Genomic DNA, 24456 nt, shown 5'->3' on the forward strand with positions numbered 1-24456 from the left:
CGCGCTGGCCATCGCAAGGCCTGCGCGGGTCGCGATGGGCTTGTCCCCCAAAATACCTACAGACAGCGCGCGCACCAGCCGCCAAACTGGAACCGCTGGAACGCTTCTGCGTTCGGCTGACCGCGCTGATCTCAGCGTGTTCAGCCCTCGCGAGCCGGTTTTCGGGTAACCGCTCGCACGGCGAGGGGCGGGCGGCTTCGCCGCCCCTCGCCTCCCTCTCCTCCACGCATGAGCTCCTCGATGCACGAGCCTCGCCGCACGCGCGCGCAGGCGCTCACGCCTCCCGGCTCACGCCTGCCGGGCGATCTCGTGCCAGAGGTCGACGCGGTCGTCTCCGTCGTCGGATGCCGACCGCCCGACGACCGTGACCGCGATCTCGTCATGCCGCGACGCCCGCACGTAGAGCCGCTCCGATATCGCCCCGGTCAGCACCCGCGCGAGCTCCGCCCGGATCCGGGCGCGCTCCTCGATGGACAGACCCTCGAGCCCGCCCTCATCGAGCACGGACACCACGGCCCCGCGATCACGCGCCGCCCCCAGCGCGTGCCGCACCGCGTCGTCGAGCAGCGCCGCGCCCCGCAGCTCGTCGCGCAGCGCCTCCTCGGCGATCCGCGCCCGCTGCTTGTCCGCGGCATCCAGCCGGCCCTGCTGCTCGATCGTGCGTGTGAGGACGGGACCGGCCAGCGCCAGCGCCCGCTGCACCTGCGTGCGGCGCTCGCGACGCGTGCCCTCCTGCGTCGCGAGCCACTCCGACGCCGCCCGCTGCAGCTCGGTGAGCGCGGCGGTGTCCGATGCCGCCCGGTCGACCAGCCACGTCAGCAGCTGCGCGATCGCCACCCACAGCACCGCCCCGACAACACCCAGCGCCAGTGCCGCCGCCGGGCCGATCCAGGCCGTCGCCTCCACCGCGAGGATCACGACCCCCGTCCACGCCACCCAGGGGCGGCCCCGCACCATGACGATCGCCATGAGCGCCCCGATCGCCCCGAGACTCCACGTCGCGAAGTCCAGCGACCGCGCCTCGGGGCCTGCGGCCACCCAGCTCGCGTTGGGGACGAGCACCGCCGCCGCGAGCGCCAGCACGGCCGCCCACGCCGGCAGCAGCGCGCCGCGGCCGAGCTCCCCGGTGATCGGGTCGGCGCGAGCGGTCCGCTGCGCCTTCCAGAAGATGCACAGCCACGTCGTCACGAGGTAGCACGCCACCGCCACCAGCTGCACCATCGGATTGGCGGGCGGTGTCGTCCACAGCAGCGCCCCGACGGCGAGGTAGCCGGTGAAGCCGACCGCGAGCACCGACAGCGCGGCGCGGATGCCGACACTCACGCGCGCCGCCCCCACTCCAGCGTGACGACCGTGCCCGATGCCGTCGTCTGCACCCGTGCCCGTCCGCCGACGGCGGCGGTGCGCGCGACGATCGAGCCGCGGATCCCGAGGCGGTCCTCCGGGATCGCGGCGGGATCGAAACCGCCCCCGGCATCGGCGATGCGCACCCGGATGCCGGCGGCGCGCGCCTGCACCGTGACCTGAAGTCCCGCGGCGCCCGCGTGCTGCACCGCGTTGGCGATCGCCTGGGTCGCCGCGAGCACGAGCGCGCGCGCGACGCGGCCGGGGAGCGCCCCGGCATCCGACGCCACCTCGGCGCGGACGGTGAGCGCGGCACCGAGCTCCCGCGCCGCCGCCTGGATCCCCGCCGCGACACCGGCGGGCGCGACCGGGTCATCCGGGCCCTCACCGGAGTCGTGGTCCGCGTTGGCGAGGCGGGTGAGCGCCTCCCGCGCCATCGCGGCGGCGAGCGCCTCTTCGCGGGGCGTCTCTGCGCGCTCGGCGGCGATCAGCGCGGCCAGCACGCTGTCGTGCATGAGGGCCGCGACGGCGATGCGCTCGGTCTCGGCGGCGTCGGCCGCGGCCGCCGCCGCGTAGGAGTCGACCGCGTCGCGGCGCGCCCGGTCGATGCCGAGGGCGACGGTGCGCAGCATCCACGCCAGCGCGATCACGACCCCGGCGAGGATCATCGCGAACACCGCGTCGAGGATCACGGCGGCCGTCACGGCGGCGGCGGCGTCCATCTGCAGGAGGCGCGCGGCGGCGTACAGCACCGGGACGAGCACCGCCCAGGCGATCTGCAGCGGCATGCGGAAGGCCATGACGGCGGCGACCGTCGCAACGTTGAGCAGGTACCAGACCCAGGGATGCTCGGTGACAGTCACGGCCGCGTCGACTCCGGCATCCGCCCCGCGCCCGGCCGTCGCGACCGGCCACGCGATCACGGCGAGCGGCAGCACGACCGCGAGCAGCCCCGTGCACACCCGCACGCCGATCCCGGTCGCGCAGGCGAGGATCGCGAGCGCGAGCGGGGCGAACACCCCGATCATGAGCGCGAGGTGCCACGGCGGGCTCTCCTGGGTGGAGCCGAGCGCGTTCAGGAACGCCTGGACGCCCAGCACGGCGAAGCCGAGGGCGACGACGACGCCGATGATCCGCTCGACGCGCGCCTGCGTGAAGCGCTCCGCACCGGCGGCGATGTCGCCGAGGGGCCGGCGCACCGCCGGATCGACGGCGATCGGCAGGGGTTCAGCGGTCACCGTCGCCGCCGGCGCCGCCCGTGACGAGTCCGTCTTCCATGGCGCGGTGCAGCAGGTCGATCTTGGTGCGCGCCGGCCGGCCCACGTCGACGTACTTCACCCGCACGCGGGTGATGTTCTCCTTCGCCGTGGAGTACGCGATGCCCAGGCGCTCGGCGACCGCCTTCAGCGGCAGGCCCGCCGCGTACAGGCGCAGCACGTCGCGTTCGCGCTTGGACAGCTGCGCGTCGGCGAACGCGCGGTCGCCCTCGACGGCGCTGGCCCACTCGATGTTGTCGAGCGCCTCTCCCGCCGCGATCGTGCGGATCGCCGCGAGCACGTCGTCGATGCGGGACGCCTTGCTGATGACGCCGGCTGCGCCCGCGGCGAGCGCCTCACGCACAGCGGTGGGCCGGTCGGCGACGCTGTGGATCAAGACCGGCGATCCGTCGGCGACGAGCCGCTGCACGTTCTCGGTCACGGTGGTGCCGTCGCCGAGCGTCAGGTCGAGCACGATCACGTCGGCCGGCGCGCCGCCGTTCTCGGCGTGCCAGCGGAGGTAGGCGCGAACCGTGCTCCCCGAGAACACGACGCGCGTCGTCCCGGCTCGGGCGCAGGCGGCCTGGAGGCCGAGCCGCACCGACTCGTGGTCGTCGATCAGGGCCACCCGCGTCATGGGGTCAGCCTATCGAGCGCGACCGTCGCGGCTCAGGACGGCGACCCCCTCCAGATGATGCGAGTGGGGGAACAGGTCGAGCGCGTCGATGCGCTGCGGCTGATATCCGTGGGCGCGGAAGGTCCCGATGTCGCGCGCGAGCGCGACCGGGTCGCAGGCGACGTACACGACGGATGCCGGGGACAGCGCCGCCACCCTCTCGACGACCTCGCGTCCCGCGCCCGCGCGCGGCGGATCGAGCAGCACGACGCCGTGCGCCAGGCGGGCGCGCTCCGCCGCGCCGGCCTGGGCGAGCAGCCGCGTCAGGTAGCGCTCGGTGCGGTCGGTCTCGGCGCGCGCGCCGACCCACGCCGCGAGATTCTCGCCGGCGTGCTCGGTCGCCCGCGGATCGGATTCGACGCTGGTCACGCGGGTGGCCGGTCCCCCGGCATCCGCCAGCGCCGCCGCGAACAGGCCGACCCCGCCGTAGAGGTCGAGGTGGTGCGCGTCGGGATCGACGCCGATATCCGCGAGCGCGTCGGCGACGAGCGCGCTGAGGGAATGCGCGGCGAGCCGGTGCACCTGCCAGAAGCCGCCGGCGTCGACGCGGAAACTCCGGTCGCCGACCCGCTCGAGCACGACCTCACGGGCCGGGTCGTGCGGTGCTGGGGGGTGGGCTGCCGGGGTGTGCGGCGCGGGGGCGGATGCCGCGGTGCGGCCGCGGGGCCGCTTTCCGCGGCGGGGGCCGGCGCGGCGACGGGCCTCCGCTCCGCGGCGCGCGGACTCCGGGCGCGGGAGGACACGCACCCGCCCGTCGGCGGGCTGGACGAGGTCGATCCGCCCCGGCGCGTGATCGGCGCCGGACAGGGCGCGCGCGGCATCCTCGATCTCGGCCGTCGCGAGCGGCAGCTCCTCGACGGGGATGACGCGGTGACTGCGGGCGGCGAACGGACCGACACGCCCGTCGGCGTCGACGTGGAGGCTGACGCGGGTGCGCCAGCGGGTCGCATCGGGGGTCTCCTCGGCGAGGACCGCGCCGTCCACCGCGCGCACGGGAGTCGCTCCCGCGACGGTGATGGCGGGCGGGGTGAACCCACCGAACCGCTCCAGCGCCTCGAGGAGCACGCGCTGCTTCAGGTCGCGCTGGTGGGGCAGCGCGATGTGCCCGAAGTCCGCGCCGCCGGGACGGTCGTCGGGGTCGACGGCGACATCGGCCGCCGTCCAGACATGCGGGCGGCGATGGGACGAGGCGTCCAGGACCTCGACCGTCTCCGCGCGCCAGAAGGAGCTCTTCGCGGTGTCGGTGAGGCGGACGCGCACCCGCTCGCCGGGGATCGCGTCGGAGACGAACACCACCCGCCCCTCGTGACGCGCCACGAACACACCGCCGTGGGCGACACCGGTCACGTCGAGGTCGAGGAGGTCGCCGGGCTGCATCCCTCAACGCTAGCTCCCCCGCCGTCCGGGGGCGGATAGCGTGGTCCCATGCGCGTGTGCCTGGCCTCCACCTCACCCGCCCGCCTCATGCTGATGCGGCAGGCGGGCATCGAGCCGCTGCTGCAGGCGCCGGACGTCGACGAAGAGGCCGTGATCGCCGCCGCCGAAACCGCCGAGGGCCGCACCCTGCCGCCGGACGAGCACGTGCTGCTGCTCGCGCGTCGCAAGGCGGCGGATGTCGCGGCATCCCTCGCCGCTGCCGACCCCGCTTTCGACGGTGTCGTCGTCGGCGGGGACTCCATGTTCGAGATCGACGGCCAGGTGCTCGGCAAGCCCCACCTCCCCGACATCGCGACCGCCCGCTGGGAGCAGATGCGCGGGCGCACCGGCATCCTCCACTCCGGCCACAGCGTCATCCGGATCGAGCCCGGTCGGGCGCCGCGCGAGGAGTCCGCGGTGGCCGCGGCATCCGTCACGTTCGTCTCCGACATCACGGATGCCGAGATCTCCGCCTACGTCGCCTCCGGCGAGCCGCTGCAGGTCGCCGGCGCATTCACCGTCGACAGCCTCGGCGGCGCGTTCATCGAGCGCGTCGAGGGCGACCCGTCCACGGTCGTCGGGATGTCCCTGTCGACCGTGCGGCACCTGTGCGGAAGGCTCGGCATCTGCTGGACCGACCTGTGGAACCGCCCCCACGCGTCGTAGCTTTCCGCCCACGATTTCTCGGGGATCTTGTGCGAGTGATCCAAAGCAGGCGGTCCACTGCTGGGTAGGCTGGCATCCATGCCTTCACTGGACACGGCGCCCGCGCGTCCGCAGATCACCAAAGTGCTCATCGCGAACCGCGGCGAGATCGCCGTCCGCGTGATCCGCGCCGCCCGCGACAGCGGCAGGCTCTCGGTCGCCGTCTACGCCGACCAGGACCGCGACGCGATGCACAGCAAGCTCGCCGACGAGGCTTACGCCCTCGAGGGGTCCACGAGCGCCGAGACGTACCTGTCGATCGAGAAGATCCTGTCGGTCGCGCGCCGCTCGGGCGCCGACGCCGTCCACCCGGGCTACGGATTCCTCGCCGAGAACGCCGACTTCGCCCGCGCCGTGCAGGCGGCCGGGCTCGTCTGGATCGGCCCCTCGCCCGAGGCGATCGAAGCGCTGGGCGACAAGGTCACCGCCCGCGCGGTCGCCGAGAAGGTCGGCGCCCCGCTCGCCCCCGGCACCCCGGGTCCCGTCTCCGGCGCCGACGAGGTCGTCGCGTTCGCCCAGCAGGTCGGCCTCCCCATCGCGATCAAGGCCGCCTACGGCGGCGGCGGCCGCGGCCTCAAGGTCGCCCGCGAGCTCGACGAGGTCGCCGAGCTGTTCGAATCGGCGACCCGCGAGGCGATCACGGCCTTCGGCCGCGGCGAGTGCTTCGTCGAGAAGTACCTCGACAAGCCGCGCCACGTCGAGACCCAGTGCCTCGCCGACGCCGACGGCAACGTCGTCGTCGTCTCCACGCGCGACTGCTCGCTGCAGCGCCGTCACCAGAAGCTGGTCGAGGAGGCGCCCGCGCCGTTCCTGACGGACGAGCAGAACCGCATCCTGTACGACGCGTCGAAGGCGATCCTGCGCGAGGTCGGCTACGTCGGCGCCGGCACGTGCGAGTTCCTCATCGGCGCCGACGGGACGATCTCCTTCCTCGAGGTCAACACCCGCCTGCAGGTGGAGCACCCGGTCTCCGAGGAGGTCACGGGCATCGACCTCGTCCGCGAGCAGTTCCGTCTCGCCGAGGGCGGCACGCTGGACTATGACGACCCGACCCCGGTCGGTCACTCGATCGAGTTCCGCATCAACGGGGAGGACCCGGGGCGGAACTTCCTGCCGCAACCCGGCCGGATCCACCAGTTCAAGACGTTCGGCGGCCCCGGCATCCGTCTCGACTCGGGCGTCACCGCCGGCGACAGCGTCTCGGGCGCGTTCGACTCGCTGCTGGGCAAGCTCATCGTCACGGGCCGCAACCGCGCCGAGGCGCTGGAACGCGCGCGCCGCGCCCTCGACGAGTTCGAGGTCGCCGGCATGCCGACGGTGCTGCCGTTCCACCGCAAGGTCGTGCGCGACCCCGCCTTCACCGCCGAGGACGGCCGGTTCGGCGTGTTCACGCGGTGGATCGAGACCGATTTCGACAACGACATCCCGCCGTGGGACGGCGAACTCGAGTCGCCCGAGAACGCCGAGCCGCGCCACACCGTCGTCGTCGAGGTGTCGGGCAAGCGGCTCGAGGTGAGCCTGCCCGACCGCATCGCCGTGGCACCCACGAAGATCGGCCGCCCCGCCGCGGTGCCGCCGTCGCGGCGCTCGCACGCGCCGACGGTGTCTGCCGGAGCCTCGGGCGACGCCGTCAAGGCGCCGATGCAGGCGACGATCGTGAAGGTGGCCGTCGCCGACGGGCAGCAGGTCGTCAAGGGCGACCTCGTCGTCGTGCTCGAGGCCATGAAGATGGAGCAGCCGATCCAGGCGCACAAGGACGGCGTCATCGGCGCGATCAACGCCGACCCCGGCACGACGGTGTCGGCCGGGCATCAGCTGCTGACCATCTCCTGAGGCGCGGGCGCGCCCGCCGTCGCGGCGGTGCTCATCCGACGCAAAGTGCGTCATCACGCGGCCATAGCCGCGATTTGCGACGGACGAAGGATTGCCGGGCGCGGGGCTCCCGCGGAACGGCGGCGGATCCCCCCGGCGGCGCCGGGTGCGATCAGCCGAAGAAGTCGTCGTCGCGGTTGACGAGGTGCATCGCGCGCGTGGCATCGGTGATCGACCCGGTCAGCGACGGGAAGACCGCGAACACGCGGGAGACCTGGTCGACCGTGAGGCGGCGCTCGACGGCGATCGCGATGGGGTAGATGAGCTCCGACGCGCGCGGCGCGACGATGACGCCGCCGATGACGGTGCCGCTCCCCTCCCGCGCGATGATCTTGACGAACCCGTCCTTGATGCCCATCATCTTCGCCCGCGCGTTCGCGGCGAGCGGCAGCTTGTGCACGTAGCCGTTGATCGCGCCCGTCTCGAGGTCCTTCTCCTGCCGCCCGACGGTCGCGATTTCGGGAGCGGTGAAGATGTTCGCGGTGATCCGGCGACGCTCCAGCGGGATCACGGTGTCACCGAGCGCATGGAAGATCGCGGTGCGTCCCTGCATCGAGGCGACGGATGCCAGGGGCACGAAGGTCGTGCAGTCTCCCGCCGCATAGATGTTGGGCACCGAGGTGCGGGCGACCCGGTTGACCCGGATGTGCCCCGAGTCGGTGAGCTGCACGCCCGTCTCGGCGAGCCCGATGCCCGCCGTGTTGGGGATGGATCCGACCGCCATCAGGCAGTGGCTGCCCTCGACGGTGCGCCCGTCGGAGAGGGTCACGACGACGCCGTCGCCGGCCCGCTCCACCGTCTCGGCGCGGGAGCGCGACATCACCGTCATCCCGCCGCGCGTGAAGACCTTCTCGAGCACGGCCGCGGCATCCCGGTCCTCGCCGGGGAGGACGTGGTCGCGGCTGGAGATCAAGGTGACCTTCGCGCCGAGGTTCATGTAGGCGGAGGCGAACTCCGCGCCGGTGACGCCGGATCCCACGACGATGAGATGCTCGGGCAGCGACGTCATGTCGTAGAGCTGGGTCCAGGTGAGGATGCGCTCCCCGTCGGGCATGGCGCTCGGCAGCTGGCGGGGCGACGCCCCGACCGCGACGACGAGAGTGTCGGCCTCGACGCGGTCGAAGTCGGTCCCGCCGGGGCCGGTGGCCACGATGATCGAGTGGTGATCGTCGAGGCGGCCGTGCCCCGAGATGATGCGCACGCCGGCATCCACGAGCTGGGCGCGCATGTCGTCGGACTGCTGGCGCGCCAGCGACATCAGCCGCTTGTTGACCGCGGCGAGGTTGATCGCGATCTCGGGCTTGAGAGGGCGCCCCGACTCCCCGTGCGCGAACAGCTGCACGCCGAGATCCGACGCCTCCGCGATCGCGACGGCGGCATCCGCCGTGGCGATGAGGCTCTTCGAGGGCACGACGTCGGTGATGACCGCCGCGCCGCCCACCCCCGCACGCTCGACGAGGGTCACCTCCGCCCCGAGCTGTGCGGCGGCCAGCGCCGCCTCGTATCCCCCGGGGCCGCCGCCGAGGACGGCGACCGACTGGGTGTTCACGAAGCTCGAAGACATTGCTCCATTGTCTCAGCCGGCCCGCTCTGTCCGAACACCGGCCGGGTTTCCTAGAGTGGGAGCCATGTCCGACTCGTACAGCAACCCCCTCGACGACCCCGCGGCCGACCCGTTCGAGATCGCCGCCGCCGCGGCATCCGACATCGCCCGCCTCACCGGAGTCGAGCGTCACGACATCGCCCTCACGCTCGGCAGTGGCTGGGGCAAGGCCGCCGAACTCGTCGGCGAGACCACCGTGACGATCCCCGCGACCGAGGTCACCGGGTTCAGCGCACCTGCCCTCGCCGGCCATGTCGGGTCGCTGCGCAGCATCCTGACCCCCTCCGGCAAGCGGGTGCTCGTCATCGGCGCGCGCACGCACTACTACGAGGGCCACGGCGTCCGCCGCGTCGTGCACAGCGTGCGCACCGCCGCGGCGACGGGCGCGAAGACGATGGTGCTCACCAACGGCGCCGGCGGCATCAAGCCGACCTGGAAGGCCGGCACCCCGGTCCTCATCAGCGACCACATCAACCTCACCGGCGACTCGCCGCTCGAGGGCGCCACCTTCATCGACCTCACCGACCTGTACTCCACGCGCCTGCGCGACCTCGCCCGCACGATCGACCCCACGCTCGACGAGGGCGTGTACTGCCAGTTCCGCGGGCCGCAGTACGAGACGCCCGCCGAGGTGCGCATGGCCAAGACGATCGGCGGTCACATCGTCGGCATGTCGACGGCGCTCGAGGCGATCGCCGCGCGTCAGGCCGGAATGGAGCTCCTCGGGTTCTCGCTCATCACCAACATGGCCGCCGGCATCCAGACGACGCCCCTCAGCCACCGCGAGGTCATCGAGGCCGGACAGGCCGCGGAGCCCGTCATCTCCGCGCTCCTCGCCCGCGTGATCGGCGCGCTGTGAGCGACGTGCGGGCCGCCGCGCGGGCCTGGCTCGCGCAGGACCCCGACCCCGACACGCAGGCGGAGCTGACCAACCTGATCGCGCGCGACGAGGCGGGCGATGCGGATGCCGCGGCCGAGCTCGCCGACCGGTTCAGCGCCCGACTGCAGTTCGGCACGGCGGGCCTGCGCGGCCGGCTCGGCGCCGGCAGCAACCGGATGAACCGGGTGCTGGTGTCGCAGGCCGCCGCAGGCTTCGCCGCCTACCTGCGGGAGAAGGCGGCCCCCGGGACGACGCCCACGGTGGTCATCGGCTACGACGGACGCCGGAACTCCGACGTGTTCGCCCGCGACTCGGCGGAGCTGTTCGCCGGAGCGGGCCTGCGCGCCGTGCTGCTGCCGCGGCTGCTGCCCACCCCGGTGCTCGCGTTCGCGGTGCGGCACCTCGGCGCCGCCGCGGGCGTCATGGTCACCGCGTCGCACAACCCGCCCGACGACAACGGCTACAAGGTGTACCTCGGCGGCGCCGACGAGGGGTCGCAGATCGTCGCGCCGGCCGACGCCGAGATCGCCGCGCACATCGATCGGGTGGCCGCGGCATCCGTCGTCGCCGACCTGCCCCGCGGCGCGTACGAGACGGCGGACGAGTCCGTCGTGCAGGCCTACATCGCGGCGACCGCGACCGTCGCCCCGGCGTCGGCGGGAGCGGCGGGGATGACCTGGGTCTACACCGCCATGCACGGCGTCGGCTACGAGACGCTGCGCGCGATCCTGCATCTCGCCGGCTACCCCGAGCCGACCGTCGTCGAAGCCCAGATCGCGCCCGACGGGCGCTTTCCGACCGTCGCGTTCCCCAATCCCGAGGAGCCGGGCGCGATGGACCTCGCCTTCGAGACCGCGCGGCAGGCGGATGCCGAGTTCGTCATCGCCAACGACCCCGACGCCGACCGCCTGGCGGTCGCGATCCCCGACGCCGCCGCCGACGGTGGCTGGCGGCGCCTGACCGGCAACGAGATCGGCCTGCTGCTCGGCTGGCGCGCCGCCGCGCGCGCGGCCGGCGAGGCCCGCCCCGGAGCCTCGCTCGCCTGCTCGCTCGTCTCCTCCCCCGGCCTGCAGACCGTCGCGGAGCACTACGGCCTGGACTTCCACGCGACCCTCACCGGTTTCAAGTGGATCTCCCGCGCCCCCGGGATCGTCTACGGCTTCGAGGAGGCCCTCGGCTACCTCGTCAATCCCGAGACGGTGCGCGACAAGGACGGCATCTCCGCGGCTGTCGCGATCCTCGGCATGATCGCCGAGGCGCGCGAACAGGGTCACACGCTCGCCGACCTGCTGACCCAGTTCCAGGAGACCTTCGGGTTCTTCCAGTCCGGGCAGGTGTCGCTGCGGGTGGAGGACGTGTCGGTGATCTCCCGGATCATGGCGGTGCTGCGCGCGGCCCCTCCGGCCGCCCTCGGCACCGTGGCCGTCACGCGCATCGACGACCTGCTGACAGGCGTGGACGGCTTCCCGCCCGGCGACGTGCTGCGGCTGTGGCTGGCCGACGGGTCGCGCGTCATCGTGCGCCCGAGCGGCACCGAGCCGAAGCTCAAGGCGTACCTCGACGTGCGCGGCGAGACCGCGGCCGACGCCGCCGCCCGTCTGGCCGCACTCGACGCCGCCGCGCGGGAGCTGATCGCGGCGGCGCAGAGCTGATCGCGGCGGCGCAGGGCTGATCGCGGCCGCCAGGGCCTGAGCGCCCGGGCGGGTGACGGCTGGGCGGGTGGCGGTCGGGTGGCGGGCGCGCGGGTGAGGGCCTGGCCGGGTGGCGCCGGGGCGGGTGGCGGGCCGGGCCCGGGCCGTATTCAGTCTCCTCGCCGCGGGCCCGGCAGCCTCAGCCCGGAATCCCGGGAGCGAGCGCGCGGGCCTGGCACGGGCGGACTGAGTTAGGAACACGCGTAGGCTCGAACCCGTGCTGCTGACCGACCCCGCCGTCCTCGAGAACCCGTTCGTCCGGCTGGAACCGCTCAGCCACGCCCACGCGGACGACCTCACCGACGCTGGCGAGGGGCTGGAGTACGCGTGGTACACGTCGGTCCCGGCATCGGTGCCCGACGAGATCACGCACCGTCTCGCCGAGCGGGATGCCGGGAGGATGAACCCCTTCGCCGTCATCGTCGGCGGCCGCGCCGTGGGCATGACGACCTTCTGCGGGATCGACCTCGACAGCCCGCGGGTCGAGGTGGGCTACACGTGGCTGTCGCCGACGGTGCAGCGCACCGCCGTCAACACCGCCGCGAAGCTGCTGATCCTGGGCCACGCGTTCGAGGCGTGCGAGGTGATCGCGGTGCAACTGTGCACCCACTGGCACAACCGCCAGTCGCGCGCGGCGATCGAGCGGCTCGGCGCCAAGCGCGACGGCGTGCTGCGCAATCACCGCCGCGGACCCGACGGGTCGCTGCGCGACACCGTCGTGTACTCGATCCTCCCGCACGAGTGGCCCGCCGTCCGCAACGGACTGCAGGCGCGCCTCGCCCGCGGCTGACGCGCCCGTCGCCCCGCCTCATCGCGCTGGCCGCGCGCTAACTGCAAGGGATCGTCAGCGGCACGCCGCTGCCGCCCCGGCATCCGCGGCGTGTCGCCCACGCGACCTTGCAGTTCGCGGGCACGGGCGGGCACGGCGGCGGGCACGGGCACTCGCGCACAGTCACCGGCAGGCGCAGCACCCCACCCCACCGCGCTCCTCAGCCGTCGACGACGGCGACGAGCTCATCGAGGAACGGCCCGAACGCCGTGCCGCGGCGGACGATCCGCTGCACGCTCTCGCGCTCGCTGAACACCTCGACGAGCTGCTCGAAGACCGTCTGGAACGCCTCGCGGTCGCTCTGCGAGAACGCGACCATCGCGATCACCTGCACGCGCCCCTGATCTCCCGCCGGTGACGGCGGGCCCCACGGCATCGAAGGATCGGCGAGCGCCACAGCGATCGCGGTGCGGCTCGCGGTCATGCCGAGCGCGTGCGGGACGGCGAGCGCGTCGGTGAACGCCGTCGACGACAGCCGCTCGCGTTCGAGCGTGCGCTCCACGTAGTCCTCGTCGATGACGCCCTGCGCGACCAGTCGCGCCCCCAGCATCCGGATGACGCTCTCTTCGTCGGCATCCGGCGGCACCTCAGCGACGAAGGCGTCGGCCGAGAAGTACCGCTCCAGCTCCGCCCGCAGCCGCGCCAACCGGCGGGCACGGCGCACGCGGCCGGCGGCGGCCTGCACCCGTTCGACGTCGCCCTCCGTGAGGAACGGCTGGATTCGCACGACGCGGTCGCCCGCGAACGGCGGGTCGATCGTCGTGAGGATGAGGTCGGTGTCGATGGCGTCCCAGTCGGGGTCGGCGCGCGTCTGGACCCCCACGACGTCCACGGCCTGACCGAGCGAACGGTCGACGCTCGAGCGCAGCAGCTCGTGCAGCTCGTAGTACCCCGGGCAGACGATCGTGGCGGTCAGCTGCGTGCCGCCGCGGCGGCTGCGCTCCAGCCGTCCACCCACGTGCATGGCGATGTACGCGATCTCGTCGTCGAGGATGGGGATGCCGAGGAGCCCGCGCAGTCCGTCGGCGATGTACACCGCGACCTCGAAGATCATCGGGTACGACGACTTCAGCGACCGCGTCAGCGGATTGCGCGACCATGCCTGCTCCCGCGCGCGCAGACGGAGGTTCTGCACGTGCAGGGCGAGGCGCAGCACGAAGTCCTCGTGCGCGATGTCGACGAGGAACTCTGCGGCCGCGCGCTGCACGACATCGCGGACGGCCTGTTCGACATCGGGCTGCAGGCGGGAGCGGATGACGGATGCCGGCTCCCCCGCTCCCGGCGCGACGACGCGACTGAGCACCAGCGCGGCGAGGTGCCGGCGGTCGCCCGCTCCCAGCTGCACGCCGAGGTACTGGGCGCACAGCCGGTCCAGCAGCTCCCCCACCTGCTCCTGCGCGGGCGGCACGACGGCGGCGAGCGTCGTCGCCAGTGCGCGGTCGTGCGCCACCCGGTCGGCGGTGATCGCGATGTGCATCATGACGTCGCCGATGCCGAACTCGTTGACGAAGTAGCCGAGGTCGCCGAGGCCCGAGACGAGCTCGGCCTTGAAGGGGCCGAACACCGCTTCGCCGATCGAGCCCTCGCCGAGGCTGCGTCGGAGGGCCTCAAGGTCGAAGGTGCCGTCGTCGGTCTCGTCGTGGGCGAGCCTGCTGAGCAGGCGCCGCTGCGCCATCTCGGTGCCCCGCAGCCGCGCCCGCGCGCCGGTGCGCTCGAGCGTCAGCTCGCTGTCGCCGAGGAGCGCCCGCACCCGGCCGAGGTCGCCCTCGAGGGTCGCGGGGCTGACGTGGAACTGCTCCGCGACCTCGAACACGTCGATGCCGTCGCGACCGTCGAGCAGCGCGCGCACCAGCCGGTGCACGCGCTCGCGGGGGGTGGCCGTGTCGACGGCGGCGCGCAGCGCGGTCGTCGCGTCCGGCCCGGCGCGGTAGCCGAGCGGTCCCGACTCGACGACGAGACCGCCGGGCACGCGCGCGTTCAGCGCCGTGACGTAGCTGCGGATGCTGCGAGGCGTGACCCCGACGACGTCGGCGAGCTCGGCGGCGGTGACCCAGTCGCCCTCCCGGGAGAGCAGCGCGATGACCCGGTCCTGGCGCGCTCTGCTCACGTCGTCCAGTCAACCATGCGACCCGCCGGGAGTTTCCGCCCCCGCGGAAAGGAGAGTGGTTGTCCGCTCCCAGCGCTTTCACAAGAATGGCCGTGAAGGAGGCGGATCGATGAGGATCCTCGTGGTGTGCGGCGCGGGAGCGTCGAGCACGTTCGTGGCGCAGCGCATCCGCCATGCCGCGCAGGCGGCCGGGCGCGGGTTCAGCGCCGTCGCCGGAACGGAGCAGTCGCTGCCGATCGACCTCGATGCGGCCGATGTCGTGCTCGTGGGTCCTCACCTGCAGCACGCCCTCGAGCGCATCCGTCGGGAGGCGGAACCCCGCGAGACCCGCGTCGTGCTGCTGCCGCCGGACATCTTCACCGACCTCGACGGCAGCCGCACGCTGGCGCTCGTCGAGGCGGCACTGGCCGCCGGCGCGCCGGACGTCCCGGCGCCGAGCCCCCTGCAGACCGAGAACGCCCCCACCGAGAGGAACCCCGCATGACCGCTGTGACGCGCACGATCCGGATCGGATCGTCCAATGGCCTGCACGCCCGCCCCGCCAAGCTGTTCGCGCAGGCGGTCAAGGACTCCGGCATCCCGGTCACCATCTCCAAGGGCTCGGGGGCGCCGGTCAACGCCGCCAGCATCCTGGGCGTCATCGCCCTCGGCGCCGAGAAGGGCGACTACGTCACCCTCGCGGCCGACGGCGACAACGCCGAGCAGGTGCTCGACACCCTCGCCGAACTGCTGACCACCGATCACGACGAGAACTGAAGCCGAAGGAGACGAAGAGATGGCACAACTGCGTGGAGTCGGGATCGGACTGGGAGTGGCCCAGGGGCCGGTCGCCCGGATGGCGGAGCCGTTGCCGGCGCCGTCGGATGCCGCGAGCACCCTCACTCCGGAGGAGGAGCTCGCCCGGGTGCGCGAGGCGGTCGCCGCCGTCGCCCGCGAGCTCGAGGAGCGCGGCTCCCGCGCCGGCGGAATGGCCCGCGAGGTGCTCGAGGCGCAGGCGATGATGGCAGAGGACCCCACCCTCGACGCCGAGGTCCAGACCCGGGTGAACGCCGGCAAGACCGCTGAGTTCGCCGTCCATGACGCCTTCGCGAGCTTCCGCGACACCCTCGCGGCGATGGGCGGCTACCTCGGTGAGCGCGCCGCCGACCTCGACGACGTCGCCCAGCGTGTCATCGCGCGGCTGCGCGGCCTGCCGGCGCCGGGCGTCCCCGACCCCGGCCACCCGTTCGTGCTCGTCGCGAAGGATCTCGCCCCCGCCGACACGGCCCTGCTCGACCTCGACAAGGTGCTGGCCCTCGTCACCACCGAGGGCGGTCCCACCTCGCACACCGCGATCCTCGCCCGCGAGAAGTCGATCCCCGCGGTCGTGGGCGTCGCGGGCGCGGAGGACCTCGTCGACGGTGACACCGTCATCGTCGACGCCGCCAAGGGCGTCGTGACGACCGACCCGACCCCCGACGAGCTGGCGCAGGCGCAGCACCGTGCCGACGCGCGGGCGGCCGCGGCATCCGCCCCCGTCACGCCCGGCGCACTGAAGGACGGCACGCGCGTCCCGCTCTTGGCGAACCTCGGCAAGCCCAGCGGCGCCGCCGAGGCGGTCGAACTCGGCGCCGAGGGCGTGGGCCTGTTCCGCACCGAGTTCCTCTTCCTCTCCGCCACGCAGGCACCGACCGTCGAGGAGCAGACGAAGGCCTACACCGAGTTGCTGCAGGCCTTCCCCGGGAAGAAGGTCGTCGTGCGGACGCTGGATGCCGGCGCCGACAAGCCCCTCGCGTTCCTCAACGACGCGCACGAGGACAACCCGGCATTGGGCCTCCGGGGCCTCCGTGCCCTCCGCGCGAGCGAGGACATCCTGCGCGAGCAGCTGACCGCCCTCGCGAACGCGGATGCCGCAACCGAGGCCGACCTGTGGGTCATGGCTCCCATGGTCTCGACCGTCGAGGAGACACGGTACTTCGTCACCCTCGCGAAGGAGTACGGCATCAAGACCGCCGGCGTCATGGTCGAGGTGCCCTCGGCGGCGCTCATGGCCGACCGTGTGCTGGAGATCGCCGACTTCGCCTCGATCGGCACGAACGACCTCACGCAGTACACCATGGCCGCCGACCGTCTGCTCGGGTCGGTCGCCTCGTTCCAGGACCCGTGGCATCCCGCCGTGCTGCGCCTCATCAAGGCCACCACCGACGGCGGCAAGGCCAACGGCAAGCCGGTCGGCATCTGCGGCGAGGCCGCGGCCGACCCGCTGCTGGCAGTCGCGCTGGTCGGCATGGGCGCGACGACACTCTCGATGGCGCCGACGGCTCTTGCCGACGTGCGCGCATCGCTTCTGCAGTACGACCTCGCCGACGCCCAGCGCATCGCCCAGGCCGCCCTTGCCGCCGATGACGCGGCATCCGCCCGAGCAGCGGCGCAGGCCGCGGCTCAGCACGCCGCGTAGTCGCGGTCCACCCGAAGGAGAAACACACCATGACAACGGCGTCCACACCCACCACGGGGGTGAACCGGGCACGCGTCGGCGTGCAGCGGTTCGGCACGTTCCTGTCGGGTATGATCATGCCCAACATCGCGGCGTTCATCGCCTGGGGCTTCATCACGATGCTCTTCATCTCGGCGGGCTGGCTGGGCGGCTGGTACCCCGTCGCCAACCTGCTCGGCGGGTTCGGCGACGCCGCCACCATCGGCTGGCAGGGTGCGATGACCGCCCTCGCGCAGAGCGAGGACGGGGCGACCTTCACCACGTACGTCGGCCTGGTCGGCCCGATGGTGACCTACCTGCTGCCGCTCCTCATCGCCAACACCGGCGGCCGCATGGTCTACGGCGAGCGCGGCGGCGTGGTCGCCACGATCGCGACCATGGGCGTCATCGTCGGCACGAACATCCCGATGTTCCTCGGTGCGATGATCATGGGCCCGCTCGCGGCGTGGGTCACCAAGCACATGGACCGGCTGTGGGACGGCAAGATCCGCCCCGGCTTCGAGATGCTGGTGAACAACTTCTCCGCCGGCATCCTGGGCATGCTCCTCGCGATCTTCGGCTTCTTCGCCTTCGGCCCCGTGATGCTCGGCATCAGCGAGTTCCTCGGTGGCATCGTCGAATGGCTCGTCGGCGCGAAGCTGCTGCCGCTCCTGTCGATCATCGTCGAGCCCGCGAAGGTGCTGTTCCTCAACAACGCCATCAACCACGGTGTGTTCACGCCCCTCGGCATCCAGCAGGCCACCGAGGCGGGCAAGTCGATCCTGTTCCTCATCGAGGCCAACCCCGGCCCCGGTCTCGGCCTCCTCCTCGCCTTCACCTTCTTCGGCGTCGGCGCGGCGAAGGCCTCCGCTCCCGGCGCGGCGATCATCCAGTTCCTCGGCGGTATCCACGAGATCTACTTCCCGTACGCGCTCAGCAAGCCGCTGACCATCCTCGCGCTCATCGCGGGTGGCGCGACCGGTGTGACGACGAACATGATCTTCGGCGGCGGCCTGTCCTTCCCCGCTGCCCCGGGCAGCATCATCGCGGTCACCGCTGCGGCGCTGACGCCCGAGGCCGGCGGCGTGGGCAACCTGCTCGTGGTCTACCTCTCCGTGATCCTCGCGGCCGCCGTGACCTTCCTCATCACGGGCGTGATCCTCCGGGCTTCGCGGGGGCGCGACCTCGCGGCGGAGGCCGAGTCCTCCGCGTCCTTCGAGGCCGCGATCGCGCAGACCGAGGCGAACAAGGGCAAGTCGTCGGAGACCCTGGCGAACCTGCGCGCCGGTGCCGCGTCCAACCACGGCGTCGGCGGCGGGCAGGCCCCGGTCCAGGCGGATCTGGCCGCGGACTCGATCGCGACGGGCGCGGTGGGGGCCACCAAGACCGTGAAGACCATCGTGTTCGCGTGCGACGCCGGCATGGGCTCGTCCGCCATGGGCGCGAGCGTGCTGCGCAACAAGATCAAGAAGGCCGGCGTCGACGACGTCTCGGTCACCAACAAGGCGATCGCGAACCTCGATGGCAGCGAGGACCTCGTGATCACGCAGCAGCAGCTCACCGACCGGGCGCGCGGGCGCACGCCCGAGGCGCTGCACGTGTCCGTCGACAACTTCATGAACTCGCCGAAGTACGACGAGGTCGTGGACATGGTCGTCGACCAGCACAAGAACCGCGGCTGAGCACAGACCGCCGCGGAGCCGGGATGCGCGATGCCCCGGCTGCGGCCCTCGCCGTCATGGGCTCGGCGCCTACGATGAGCCCAGATCGATCACGAGAGCACGAACGAGAAGAGGATGACATGTCACGCGAAGTCCTGAACGTCGGTCAGGTGCGGATCCACTCCGGGTCGGTGTCGAAGGAGGATGCCCTGCGCGAGGCCGCCGACATCCTGGAGGCCGCCGGTGCGGTCACGAGCGCGTACTTCGACGCCATGCAGCAGCGCGAGGCGACGGTGTCCACGTACATGGGCAACGAGCTGGCGATCCCCCACGGCACCAACGAGACGAAGTCGGCGATCCTCGACTCGGCGCTCTCGTTCGTCCGCTACGACGGCGGCATCGACTGGGACGGCGAGCACGTCACCTTCGTCGTCGGCATCGCCGGCAAGGGCGATGAGCACCTCGACATCCTGTCGCAGATCGCTCTGATCTTCTCCGAGGAGGACGAGGTCGCCCGCCTGAAGGCGGCGCAGACCCCCGAGGAGCTCTACGCCCTGCTCGCCTCGGTGAACGGCTGAGGCGCGCCATGAAGGCCGTCCACTTCGGCGCCGGCAACATCGGACGCGGCTTCGTCGGTCTGCTGCTGCACGACGGGGGCTATGAGCTGGTGTTCTCGGATGTCGCGGCATCCCTCGTCGACGCCATCAACGCGACGTCCAGCTACACCGTCCACGAGGTCGGCGAGGGCGGGACGGACCGGGTCGTCACCGGATACCGAGCGATCAACAGCGCCACCGACCCGCAGGACGTGATCGACGAGATCGCCACCGCGGACGTCGTCACGACGGCCGTCGGTCCCACGATCCTGAAGTTCGTCGCGCCGCACATCCTCGCCGGGCTGGCACTGCGCGACCCCGCGCTGCCGCCGCTGCAGGTCATGGCATGCGAGAACGCCATCGGAGCGACCGATCTGCTGCGCGAGGAGATCCGCGCGCAGGCGGGCGAGGCGTGGGATGCCGTGGCGAACCGTGCCGTGTTCGCCAACACCGCCGTCGACCGCATCGTCCCGGCGCAGGCGCCCGGCGCCGGCGTCGATGTCACCGTCGAGCCGTTCTTCGAGTGGGCGATCGAGCGCGGGCCGTTCGGCGACAACCCGCCGCACATCCCCGGCGCGCACTTCGTCGACGACCTCGCGCCCTACATCGAGCGGAAGCTGTTCACCGTCAACACCGGCCACGCCACGACGGCGTACTTCGGCGCGCAGGCCGGGATCGAGAAGATCTCCGACGCGCTCGCCGACCCGGCGATCGCCGCGAAGGTCGCCGCGACACTCGAGGAGACCTCGACGCTGCTCGAGGCCGTTCACGGGCTGGACGCCGCGGACCTCGCCGCCTACCGCGCCACGATCCTCCGCCGGTTCGCCAACCCTGCCCTGCCGGACACCGTGGGGCGGGTGGGACGGCAGCCGCTGCGGAAGCTGTCGCGCCACGAGCGCTTCGTCGGCCCGGCAGCAGCCGCCGCGGAGCGGGGACTGGCGACGTCGGCGCTCGTAGCGGCGATGGCCGCGGCCCTCGAGTTCGACGAGCCCGAGGACGAACAGTCCGTCGAGCTGCAGCGCCGCCTCCGCGAGGAGGATGCCGCGACGTTCACGACGGGGGTAACGGGGCTGGAACCCGCGCACCCCCTGTTCGCCGCCGTCGAGAAGGTCGTCCGCGCCCGCCAGGCCGCCCTCGCCGGGTAACCGGCGCGCCCCGCCCCCGCGTTCACCGCGTTTCGTCTCGCTCGTCCTCGCTCGCTCAACGACCGGGAAGGCGCGCGGCGGCAGCACCCCACCGGTCGTTGCAGTCGCACGCTTCCGGCGGGGATCCCACGACGGCGGATCCCCGGCGCGTCACCGGCGCGTCACCTGCGCCCCGTAAACTCTGCCCTCGTGCTCCTCGCCGCCGCATCCGCCGCCTTCGTCGCCGCGGTGATCCAGCGCATCACGGGTCTCGGCTTCGTGCTCGTGCTCATCGGACCGGTCGTCCTGCTCTACGGCGGGCGGGAGGGCGTGACGCTGGGCGTGCTGCTGGCGCTCGTCGCGTCCCTCGCGGCCGTGCCGCTCGTCTGGCGCGACGTCGACTGGCGGCGCTCCTGGTGGCTCATCTGGCCGGGCCTGATCGCCGCTCCGGCCGGCGCGTTCGTCGTCCGCGTGCTCCCCGACCCGGCGCTGCTGCTCATGATCGCGGCGCTGGCCTACTTCGCGCTCGTCGCCGGGCACCTCCCCGCCCTGGCCCAGGCGCTCACCGGACGCTCGGGAGCCGTCGCCGCGGGCGCCGCCGCCGGATTCATGCACGTCGCGAGCGGCCTGTCGGGCCCGCCGCTGGCGGCGCACGCCGTCGGCGACCGGTGGCCGCAGCGATCGTTCGCGGCGAGCGTGCAGGTGATCTTCGTCGCGTTCAGCGCCGTCTCGGTGCTGCTGCGCGGGCTCCCCGCGCTACCGTCCGTCGACGTGACGATCCTCGTCGCCGCGACGGCGGCCGGCATCGTCGTCGGAAGCCTTCTGGTGAGGTTCGTCCCGGCCCCGACCGCCCGCCGCGCGATGCTCGCGATCGCGTGGGCGGGTGCGACAGTGGTGCTCGTCCGCGGCATCCTGGCACTGTGGTCCTGACACCGATTCCGGATTTCAGTTAGCAGCCGCTAACATCGTGTCGCTGGCGCGCCGCGCGCGCCGGGTACGAAGGAGTATCTGGGGATGCACACACATCGCTGCGCCGTCATCGGCGCGGGACCGTCGGGCCTGTCGGCGGCACGCGCGCTGCAGAAGGCGGGGCTCGAGGTCGTCGGCTTCGAGGCCTCGCGCGGCGTCGGCGGCCTCTGGGACATCGAGAACCCCCGCTCCACGATGTACGAGTCCGCCCACCTCATCTCGTCGCGCACGACGACGCAGTTCGCGGAGTTCCCGATGGCGACGGATGCCGACTACCCCAGCCACCGGGTGCTGATCGAGTACTTCCGGGACTACGCGGACCATTTCGGGCTGACCGAGCTGTTCCGCTTCGACACGAAGGTGACGGCCGTGACGCCGGCCGACGGCGGCGGGTGGCTCGTCGCCTCGAGCGGCCCGGACGGCGAGACCGCGGAGCGATTCGACGCCGTGATCCTCGCCAACGGCACGCTCGCGGAGCCCGCCGTCCCCACCTTCCCGGGGACCTTCACCGGCGAGATCTTCCACACCTCGACGTACAAGAGCGCGCGCCAGCTCGACGGCAGGCGGGTGCTCATCGTCGGGGCAGGAAACTCCGGGTGCGACATCGCCGTCGATGCCGTCCACCACGCGGCATCCGTCGACATGAGCGTGCGGCGCGGGTACTACTTCGTGCCGCGATACCTGTTCGGCCGACCCTCCGACACCCTCAACCAGGGGCGTCCGCTCCCGGCGCGGATCAAGCAGTTCGTCGACACGCGCGTGCTGCGCGCGTTCACCGGCGACCCGGTGCGCTTCGGCTTTCCGAAGCCCGACTACCGGATCTACGAGTCGCACCCGATCGTCAACACGCTCGTGCTGAACCACCTCGGTCAGGGCGACATCGGCATCCGCAGCGACATCGACCGCTTCGACGGACAGACGGTGCACTTCCGCGACGGGACGAGCGGAGAGTACGACACGGTGCTGCTGGCGACCGGCTACACGCTGGACTACCCGTTCGTCGACCGCGCGGCCCTCAACTGGACCGGCACGGCGCCGAAGCTGTACCTCAACATCTTCCCGCCGTCGTTCAACGGCCTGTACGTGATGGGCATGATCGAGGCGTCCGGCATCGGCTGGCAGGGTCGGTACGAGCAGGCCGAGCTCATCGCGACGTACCTGACGGCGGATGCCGCGGCGCAGGCGGCGTTCCGCCGCCGGGTCGCCGACGAGCCCTGGCCCGACCTCACCGGCGGCTACCGGTACCTCGGCCTTGCCCGAATGTCGTACTACGTCAACAAAGACGCGTATCGCGGTGCGGTGCGGAAGGCGCGGACCAGTCTCGGAGCCCAGCGATGAACCCCGACGAGATCGTCCTGAACTTCAACCCCGGCACGCTGGCTGTCCGCCGGGCAACATCTCGCAGGTGCTGACGCATCGCTCCGGCGGCAACGTCGCCCTGTCGGTGTCGATGACGGCGGTCTCGAACCTCATCTACATCTTCGTGCTGCCCCTGTCGGTCGCCTTCTGGGGCTCGCTGCGGGCGGACACGAAGGCGCTGCTGCACGTCGTCTCGCTCAATGGCTGGCAGATGCTGCTGGAGATCCTGCTGGTCATCGGGCTTCCGTTCGTCGTGGGTCTCACGGTCCGGAACCGCCTGCCTCGGCTCGCCGCGCGCGTGCAGCCGTTCGTGAAGTGGTTCTCGCTCATCGCGCTGCTGGCCTTCATCGTCGCGGCCCTCGCCGGCAACTGGCAGTACTTCATCGCCTTCCTCGGGCTCATCGTGCTTGCCGTCACGATCCACGACGCCGTCGCCCTCGCGATCGGCTGGACCACCGCGACCGTCGGCGGTCTCGGCACGCGCGAACGCAAGGCCATGACGTTCGAAGTCGGCATCCGCAATGCCGGCCTCGGACTCGGGCTGATCTTCACGTTCTTCGGAGGACTCGGCGGCATGGCGATCGTCGCCGGCTGGTGGGGCGTGGGGGACATCATCGCGGGGCTCGTCGTGGCGGCACTGTGGGCCCGACACACGAGGCGCCGCACCGGGTCGGTCAAGGGCGACGCCAGCCGACGCGGGATGGCAGCGGCGGCCCGGGCGGCGGCGGCAGTGGCGGACGCGCCGGCGGCGCCGGCGGCATCCGGGACGACGCGGACGGACACCCCGGCATGAGTCGCGTGCTGATCACCGGCGGCGCGGGGTTCCTCGGCGGTCACGTCGCAGTAGCCCTCGCCGCCCGCGACGACGTCGAGGCCGTCATCGCGGGCGACGTGCGCGCGCCCCGGCATCCGGTCGCCGGCGTCGTCTACGGGGAATGCGACGTCACGCGGGCGAGCACCCTCGAACCGCTGCTGCGCCGGCACGCGATCGACGTCGTCGTGCACCTCGCGGCGATCGTGAACCCGGGCCGCGACCACGAGCGAGAGTACCGCGTCGACGTCGACGGGTCGCGGCACGTGCTCGAGGCGTGCGTGGCGGCCGGCGTACGGCGGATCTTCGTGTCGTCGTCCGGCGCGGCATACGGGTACCACGCCGACAACCCGGAATGGCTGCGCGAGAGCGACCCCGTCCGCGGCAACGACGAGTTCGCGTATGCGAAGCACAAGCGGCTCGTGGAGGAGATGCTCGCGGAGTACCGCGGCGCGCATCCCAACCTGGAGCAGGTCGTGTTCCGCATCGGGACGATCCTCGGGCCCAGCGTGCAGAACCAGATCACGGCGCTGTGGGACGGTCGCCGCATCCTGGCGGTGCGCGGCGCGGACTCGCCGTTCGTCTTCGTGTGGGTGGACGACGTCGCCGCCGCGATGGCGCGCGCGGCGACCGACGGGCCGGCGGGTATCTACAACGTCGCCGGCGACGGACGCGTGACGGTCGTCGAGATCGCGGCCCGCCTGGGCAAGCCGGTGGTGCGCGTCCCGGCATCCGTTCTGGGTTTCGCGCTGCGGGTCGGTCGGGCGCTGCGCCTGACGCCGTACGGCCCCGAGCAGGTGCGGTTCCTGCGCTACCGGCCGGTGCTCGACAACACCGCGCTGAAGCGCGACTTCGGCTACACCCCCGCGCTCACCTCTCGCGAAGCCTTCGAGGCCTACCTCGCCGCCCACCCGGGCGTCGCCCGCCGCTGAGCCGCCCCGTCGGGGGTGGTACGGTCCGCGAAAACTCCACGGAACCGCGCCAGAACTGCGCTTCGCCGCGCCCGGGGACCGGAAACAGGCACAGATCCGTGGAGTTTCTGCGACGCCATCCCCCTCTCCCCAATCGGCGACGTCGCCGAACTGTCCACCGATCGGCCACC

21 protein-coding genes are annotated in these 24456 nt (G+C 72.5%); 15 read left to right on the top strand and 6 right to left on the bottom strand.

The window, feature by feature from the left end; translation table 11 throughout:
- Nucleotides 1-288: 288 nt before the first annotated feature.
- The 4 genes from JOD60_RS15145 to JOD60_RS15160 are packed head-to-tail and all read right to left on the bottom strand — an operon-like array spanning nt 289 to nt 4653.
- Nucleotides 289-1323, bottom strand: coding sequence for a hypothetical protein (locus JOD60_RS15145; RefSeq protein ID WP_076692248.1), 1035 nt, complete (start codon nt 1321-1323; stop codon nt 289-291).
- The gene (locus JOD60_RS15150) at nt 1320-2582 is read right to left on the bottom strand and encodes a sensor histidine kinase (RefSeq protein ID WP_084202038.1); all 1263 of its coding nucleotides are present in this window, start codon (nt 2580-2582) and stop codon (nt 1320-1322) included. Before JOD60_RS15150 ends, JOD60_RS15145 begins: the two co-directional genes overlap by 4 nt.
- On the bottom strand, nt 2572-3237 hold the full coding sequence (locus tag JOD60_RS15155; RefSeq protein WP_076691438.1) for a response regulator transcription factor: 666 nt from the start codon (nt 3235-3237) through the stop codon (nt 2572-2574). Before JOD60_RS15155 ends, JOD60_RS15150 begins: the two co-directional genes overlap by 11 nt.
- A 9-nt stretch (nt 3238-3246) precedes the next feature.
- Nucleotides 3247-4653, bottom strand: a complete 1407-nt coding sequence (locus tag JOD60_RS15160; protein ID WP_076691439.1) for a class I SAM-dependent RNA methyltransferase — start codon at nt 4651-4653, stop codon at nt 3247-3249.
- 48 nt (nt 4654-4701) lie between these two features.
- Here JOD60_RS15160 and JOD60_RS15165 point away from each other — a divergent pair, with 48 nt between their 5' ends.
- Nucleotides 4702-5358 carry a Maf family protein gene (locus JOD60_RS15165; RefSeq protein ID WP_076691440.1) on the top strand — a complete coding sequence of 219 codons (657 nt, stop codon included), beginning with the start codon at nt 4702-4704 and terminating at the stop codon, nt 5356-5358.
- Nucleotides 5359-5436: 78 nt separating this feature from the next.
- Nucleotides 5437-7230: an acetyl/propionyl/methylcrotonyl-CoA carboxylase subunit alpha gene (locus tag JOD60_RS15170; protein WP_076691441.1), complete on the top strand. Its 1794-nt coding sequence runs from the start codon at nt 5437-5439 to the stop codon at nt 7228-7230.
- 151 nt (nt 7231-7381) lie between these two features.
- Here the strand turns inward: JOD60_RS15170 and JOD60_RS15175 are convergent, their stop codons facing one another.
- Nucleotides 7382-8833 carry an NAD(P)H-quinone dehydrogenase gene (locus tag JOD60_RS15175; RefSeq protein WP_076691442.1) on the bottom strand — a complete coding sequence of 484 codons (1452 nt, stop codon included), beginning with the start codon at nt 8831-8833 and terminating at the stop codon, nt 7382-7384.
- A gap of 64 nt (nt 8834-8897) precedes the next feature.
- Here JOD60_RS15175 and JOD60_RS15180 point away from each other — a divergent pair, with 64 nt between their 5' ends.
- From JOD60_RS15180 to JOD60_RS15190, 3 genes are all read left to right on the top strand, one after another.
- On the top strand, nt 8898-9731 hold the full coding sequence (locus JOD60_RS15180) for a purine-nucleoside phosphorylase (RefSeq protein WP_076691443.1): 834 nt from the start codon (nt 8898-8900) through the stop codon (nt 9729-9731).
- Nucleotides 9728-11404, top strand: a complete 1677-nt coding sequence (locus JOD60_RS15185; protein ID WP_076691444.1) for a phospho-sugar mutase — start codon at nt 9728-9730, stop codon at nt 11402-11404. Before JOD60_RS15180 ends, JOD60_RS15185 begins: the two co-directional genes overlap by 4 nt.
- A 256-nt stretch (nt 11405-11660) precedes the next feature.
- On the top strand, nt 11661-12233 hold the full coding sequence (locus JOD60_RS15190; RefSeq protein ID WP_076691445.1) for a GNAT family N-acetyltransferase: 573 nt from the start codon (nt 11661-11663) through the stop codon (nt 12231-12233).
- A 199-nt stretch (nt 12234-12432) separates the two neighbouring features.
- Here JOD60_RS15190 and JOD60_RS15195 read toward each other — a convergent pair whose 3' ends face one another.
- The gene (locus JOD60_RS15195) at nt 12433-14379 is read right to left on the bottom strand and encodes a BglG family transcription antiterminator (RefSeq protein WP_076691446.1); all 1947 of its coding nucleotides are present in this window, start codon (nt 14377-14379) and stop codon (nt 12433-12435) included.
- A 109-nt stretch (nt 14380-14488) separates the two neighbouring features.
- Between JOD60_RS15195 and JOD60_RS15200 the strand changes: the two genes are divergently transcribed.
- The 10 genes from JOD60_RS15200 (at nt 14489) to JOD60_RS15245 (ending at nt 24286) form a co-directional block, all read left to right on the top strand.
- Nucleotides 14489-14863, top strand: a complete 375-nt coding sequence (locus JOD60_RS15200; protein ID WP_076691447.1) for a PTS sugar transporter subunit IIB — start codon at nt 14489-14491, stop codon at nt 14861-14863.
- Entirely contained in the window at nt 14860-15135 is a 276-nt protein-coding gene (locus JOD60_RS15205; protein WP_076691448.1) for an HPr family phosphocarrier protein, read from the top strand. Before JOD60_RS15200 ends, JOD60_RS15205 begins: the two co-directional genes overlap by 4 nt.
- Nucleotides 15136-15154: 19 nt before the next feature.
- A complete protein-coding gene (gene ptsP / locus JOD60_RS15210) occupies nt 15155-16816 on the top strand; it encodes a phosphoenolpyruvate--protein phosphotransferase (RefSeq protein ID WP_076691449.1) in 1662 nt (553 codons plus the stop codon).
- A 29-nt stretch (nt 16817-16845) separates the two neighbouring features.
- Nucleotides 16846-18516, top strand: a complete 1671-nt coding sequence (locus JOD60_RS15215; RefSeq protein ID WP_076691450.1) for a PTS mannitol transporter subunit IIBC — start codon at nt 16846-16848, stop codon at nt 18514-18516.
- Between the two features lie 119 nt (nt 18517-18635).
- On the top strand, nt 18636-19073 hold the full coding sequence (locus JOD60_RS15220; RefSeq protein WP_076691451.1) for a PTS mannitol transporter subunit IIA: 438 nt from the start codon (nt 18636-18638) through the stop codon (nt 19071-19073).
- A gap of 8 nt (nt 19074-19081) precedes the next feature.
- Nucleotides 19082-20236: a mannitol-1-phosphate 5-dehydrogenase gene (locus tag JOD60_RS15225; protein WP_076691452.1), complete on the top strand. Its 1155-nt coding sequence runs from the start codon at nt 19082-19084 to the stop codon at nt 20234-20236.
- Nucleotides 20237-20425: 189 nt separating this feature from the next.
- Nucleotides 20426-21145 carry a TSUP family transporter gene (locus JOD60_RS15230; protein WP_076691453.1) on the top strand — a complete coding sequence of 240 codons (720 nt, stop codon included), beginning with the start codon at nt 20426-20428 and terminating at the stop codon, nt 21143-21145.
- Nucleotides 21146-21229: 84 nt separating this feature from the next.
- Nucleotides 21230-22522: a flavin-containing monooxygenase gene (locus JOD60_RS15235; RefSeq protein WP_076691454.1), complete on the top strand. Its 1293-nt coding sequence runs from the start codon at nt 21230-21232 to the stop codon at nt 22520-22522.
- 67 nt (nt 22523-22589) lie between these two features.
- Nucleotides 22590-23336: a bile acid:sodium symporter family protein gene (locus JOD60_RS15240; protein ID WP_232321634.1), complete on the top strand. Its 747-nt coding sequence runs from the start codon at nt 22590-22592 to the stop codon at nt 23334-23336.
- The gene (locus tag JOD60_RS15245; RefSeq protein ID WP_076691455.1) at nt 23333-24286 is read left to right on the top strand and encodes an SDR family oxidoreductase; all 954 of its coding nucleotides are present in this window, start codon (nt 23333-23335) and stop codon (nt 24284-24286) included. Before JOD60_RS15240 ends, JOD60_RS15245 begins: the two co-directional genes overlap by 4 nt.
- Nucleotides 24287-24456 lie beyond the last annotated feature (170 nt).

Origin of the sequence: Microbacterium aurum, assembly GCF_016907815.1 — a bacterium.
Lineage (GTDB): Bacteria > Actinomycetota > Actinomycetes > Actinomycetales > Microbacteriaceae > Microbacterium > Microbacterium aurum.

Coding starts and splice junctions, on each gene's coding strand:
- JOD60_RS15165 (WP_076691440.1), top strand. CDS start 4,702: ATGCGCGTGTGCCTGGCCTCCACCTCACCCGCCCGCCTCATGCTGATG.
- JOD60_RS15160 (WP_076691439.1), bottom strand. CDS start 4,653: ATGCAGCCCGGCGACCTCCTCGACCTCGACGTGACCGGTGTCGCCCAC.
- JOD60_RS15220 (WP_076691451.1), top strand. CDS start 18,636: ATGTCACGCGAAGTCCTGAACGTCGGTCAGGTGCGGATCCACTCCGGG.
- JOD60_RS15175 (WP_076691442.1), bottom strand. CDS start 8,833: ATGTCTTCGAGCTTCGTGAACACCCAGTCGGTCGCCGTCCTCGGCGGC.
- ptsP (WP_076691449.1), top strand. CDS start 15,155: ATGGCACAACTGCGTGGAGTCGGGATCGGACTGGGAGTGGCCCAGGGG.
- JOD60_RS15170 (WP_076691441.1), top strand. CDS start 5,437: ATGCCTTCACTGGACACGGCGCCCGCGCGTCCGCAGATCACCAAAGTG.
- JOD60_RS15180 (WP_076691443.1), top strand. CDS start 8,898: ATGTCCGACTCGTACAGCAACCCCCTCGACGACCCCGCGGCCGACCCG.
- JOD60_RS15215 (WP_076691450.1), top strand. CDS start 16,846: ATGACAACGGCGTCCACACCCACCACGGGGGTGAACCGGGCACGCGTC.
- JOD60_RS15200 (WP_076691447.1), top strand. CDS start 14,489: ATGAGGATCCTCGTGGTGTGCGGCGCGGGAGCGTCGAGCACGTTCGTG.
- JOD60_RS15205 (WP_076691448.1), top strand. CDS start 14,860: ATGACCGCTGTGACGCGCACGATCCGGATCGGATCGTCCAATGGCCTG.
- JOD60_RS15155 (WP_076691438.1), bottom strand. CDS start 3,237: ATGACGCGGGTGGCCCTGATCGACGACCACGAGTCGGTGCGGCTCGGC.
- JOD60_RS15245 (WP_076691455.1), top strand. CDS start 23,333: ATGAGTCGCGTGCTGATCACCGGCGGCGCGGGGTTCCTCGGCGGTCAC.
- JOD60_RS15225 (WP_076691452.1), top strand. CDS start 19,082: ATGAAGGCCGTCCACTTCGGCGCCGGCAACATCGGACGCGGCTTCGTC.
- JOD60_RS15235 (WP_076691454.1), top strand. CDS start 21,230: ATGCACACACATCGCTGCGCCGTCATCGGCGCGGGACCGTCGGGCCTG.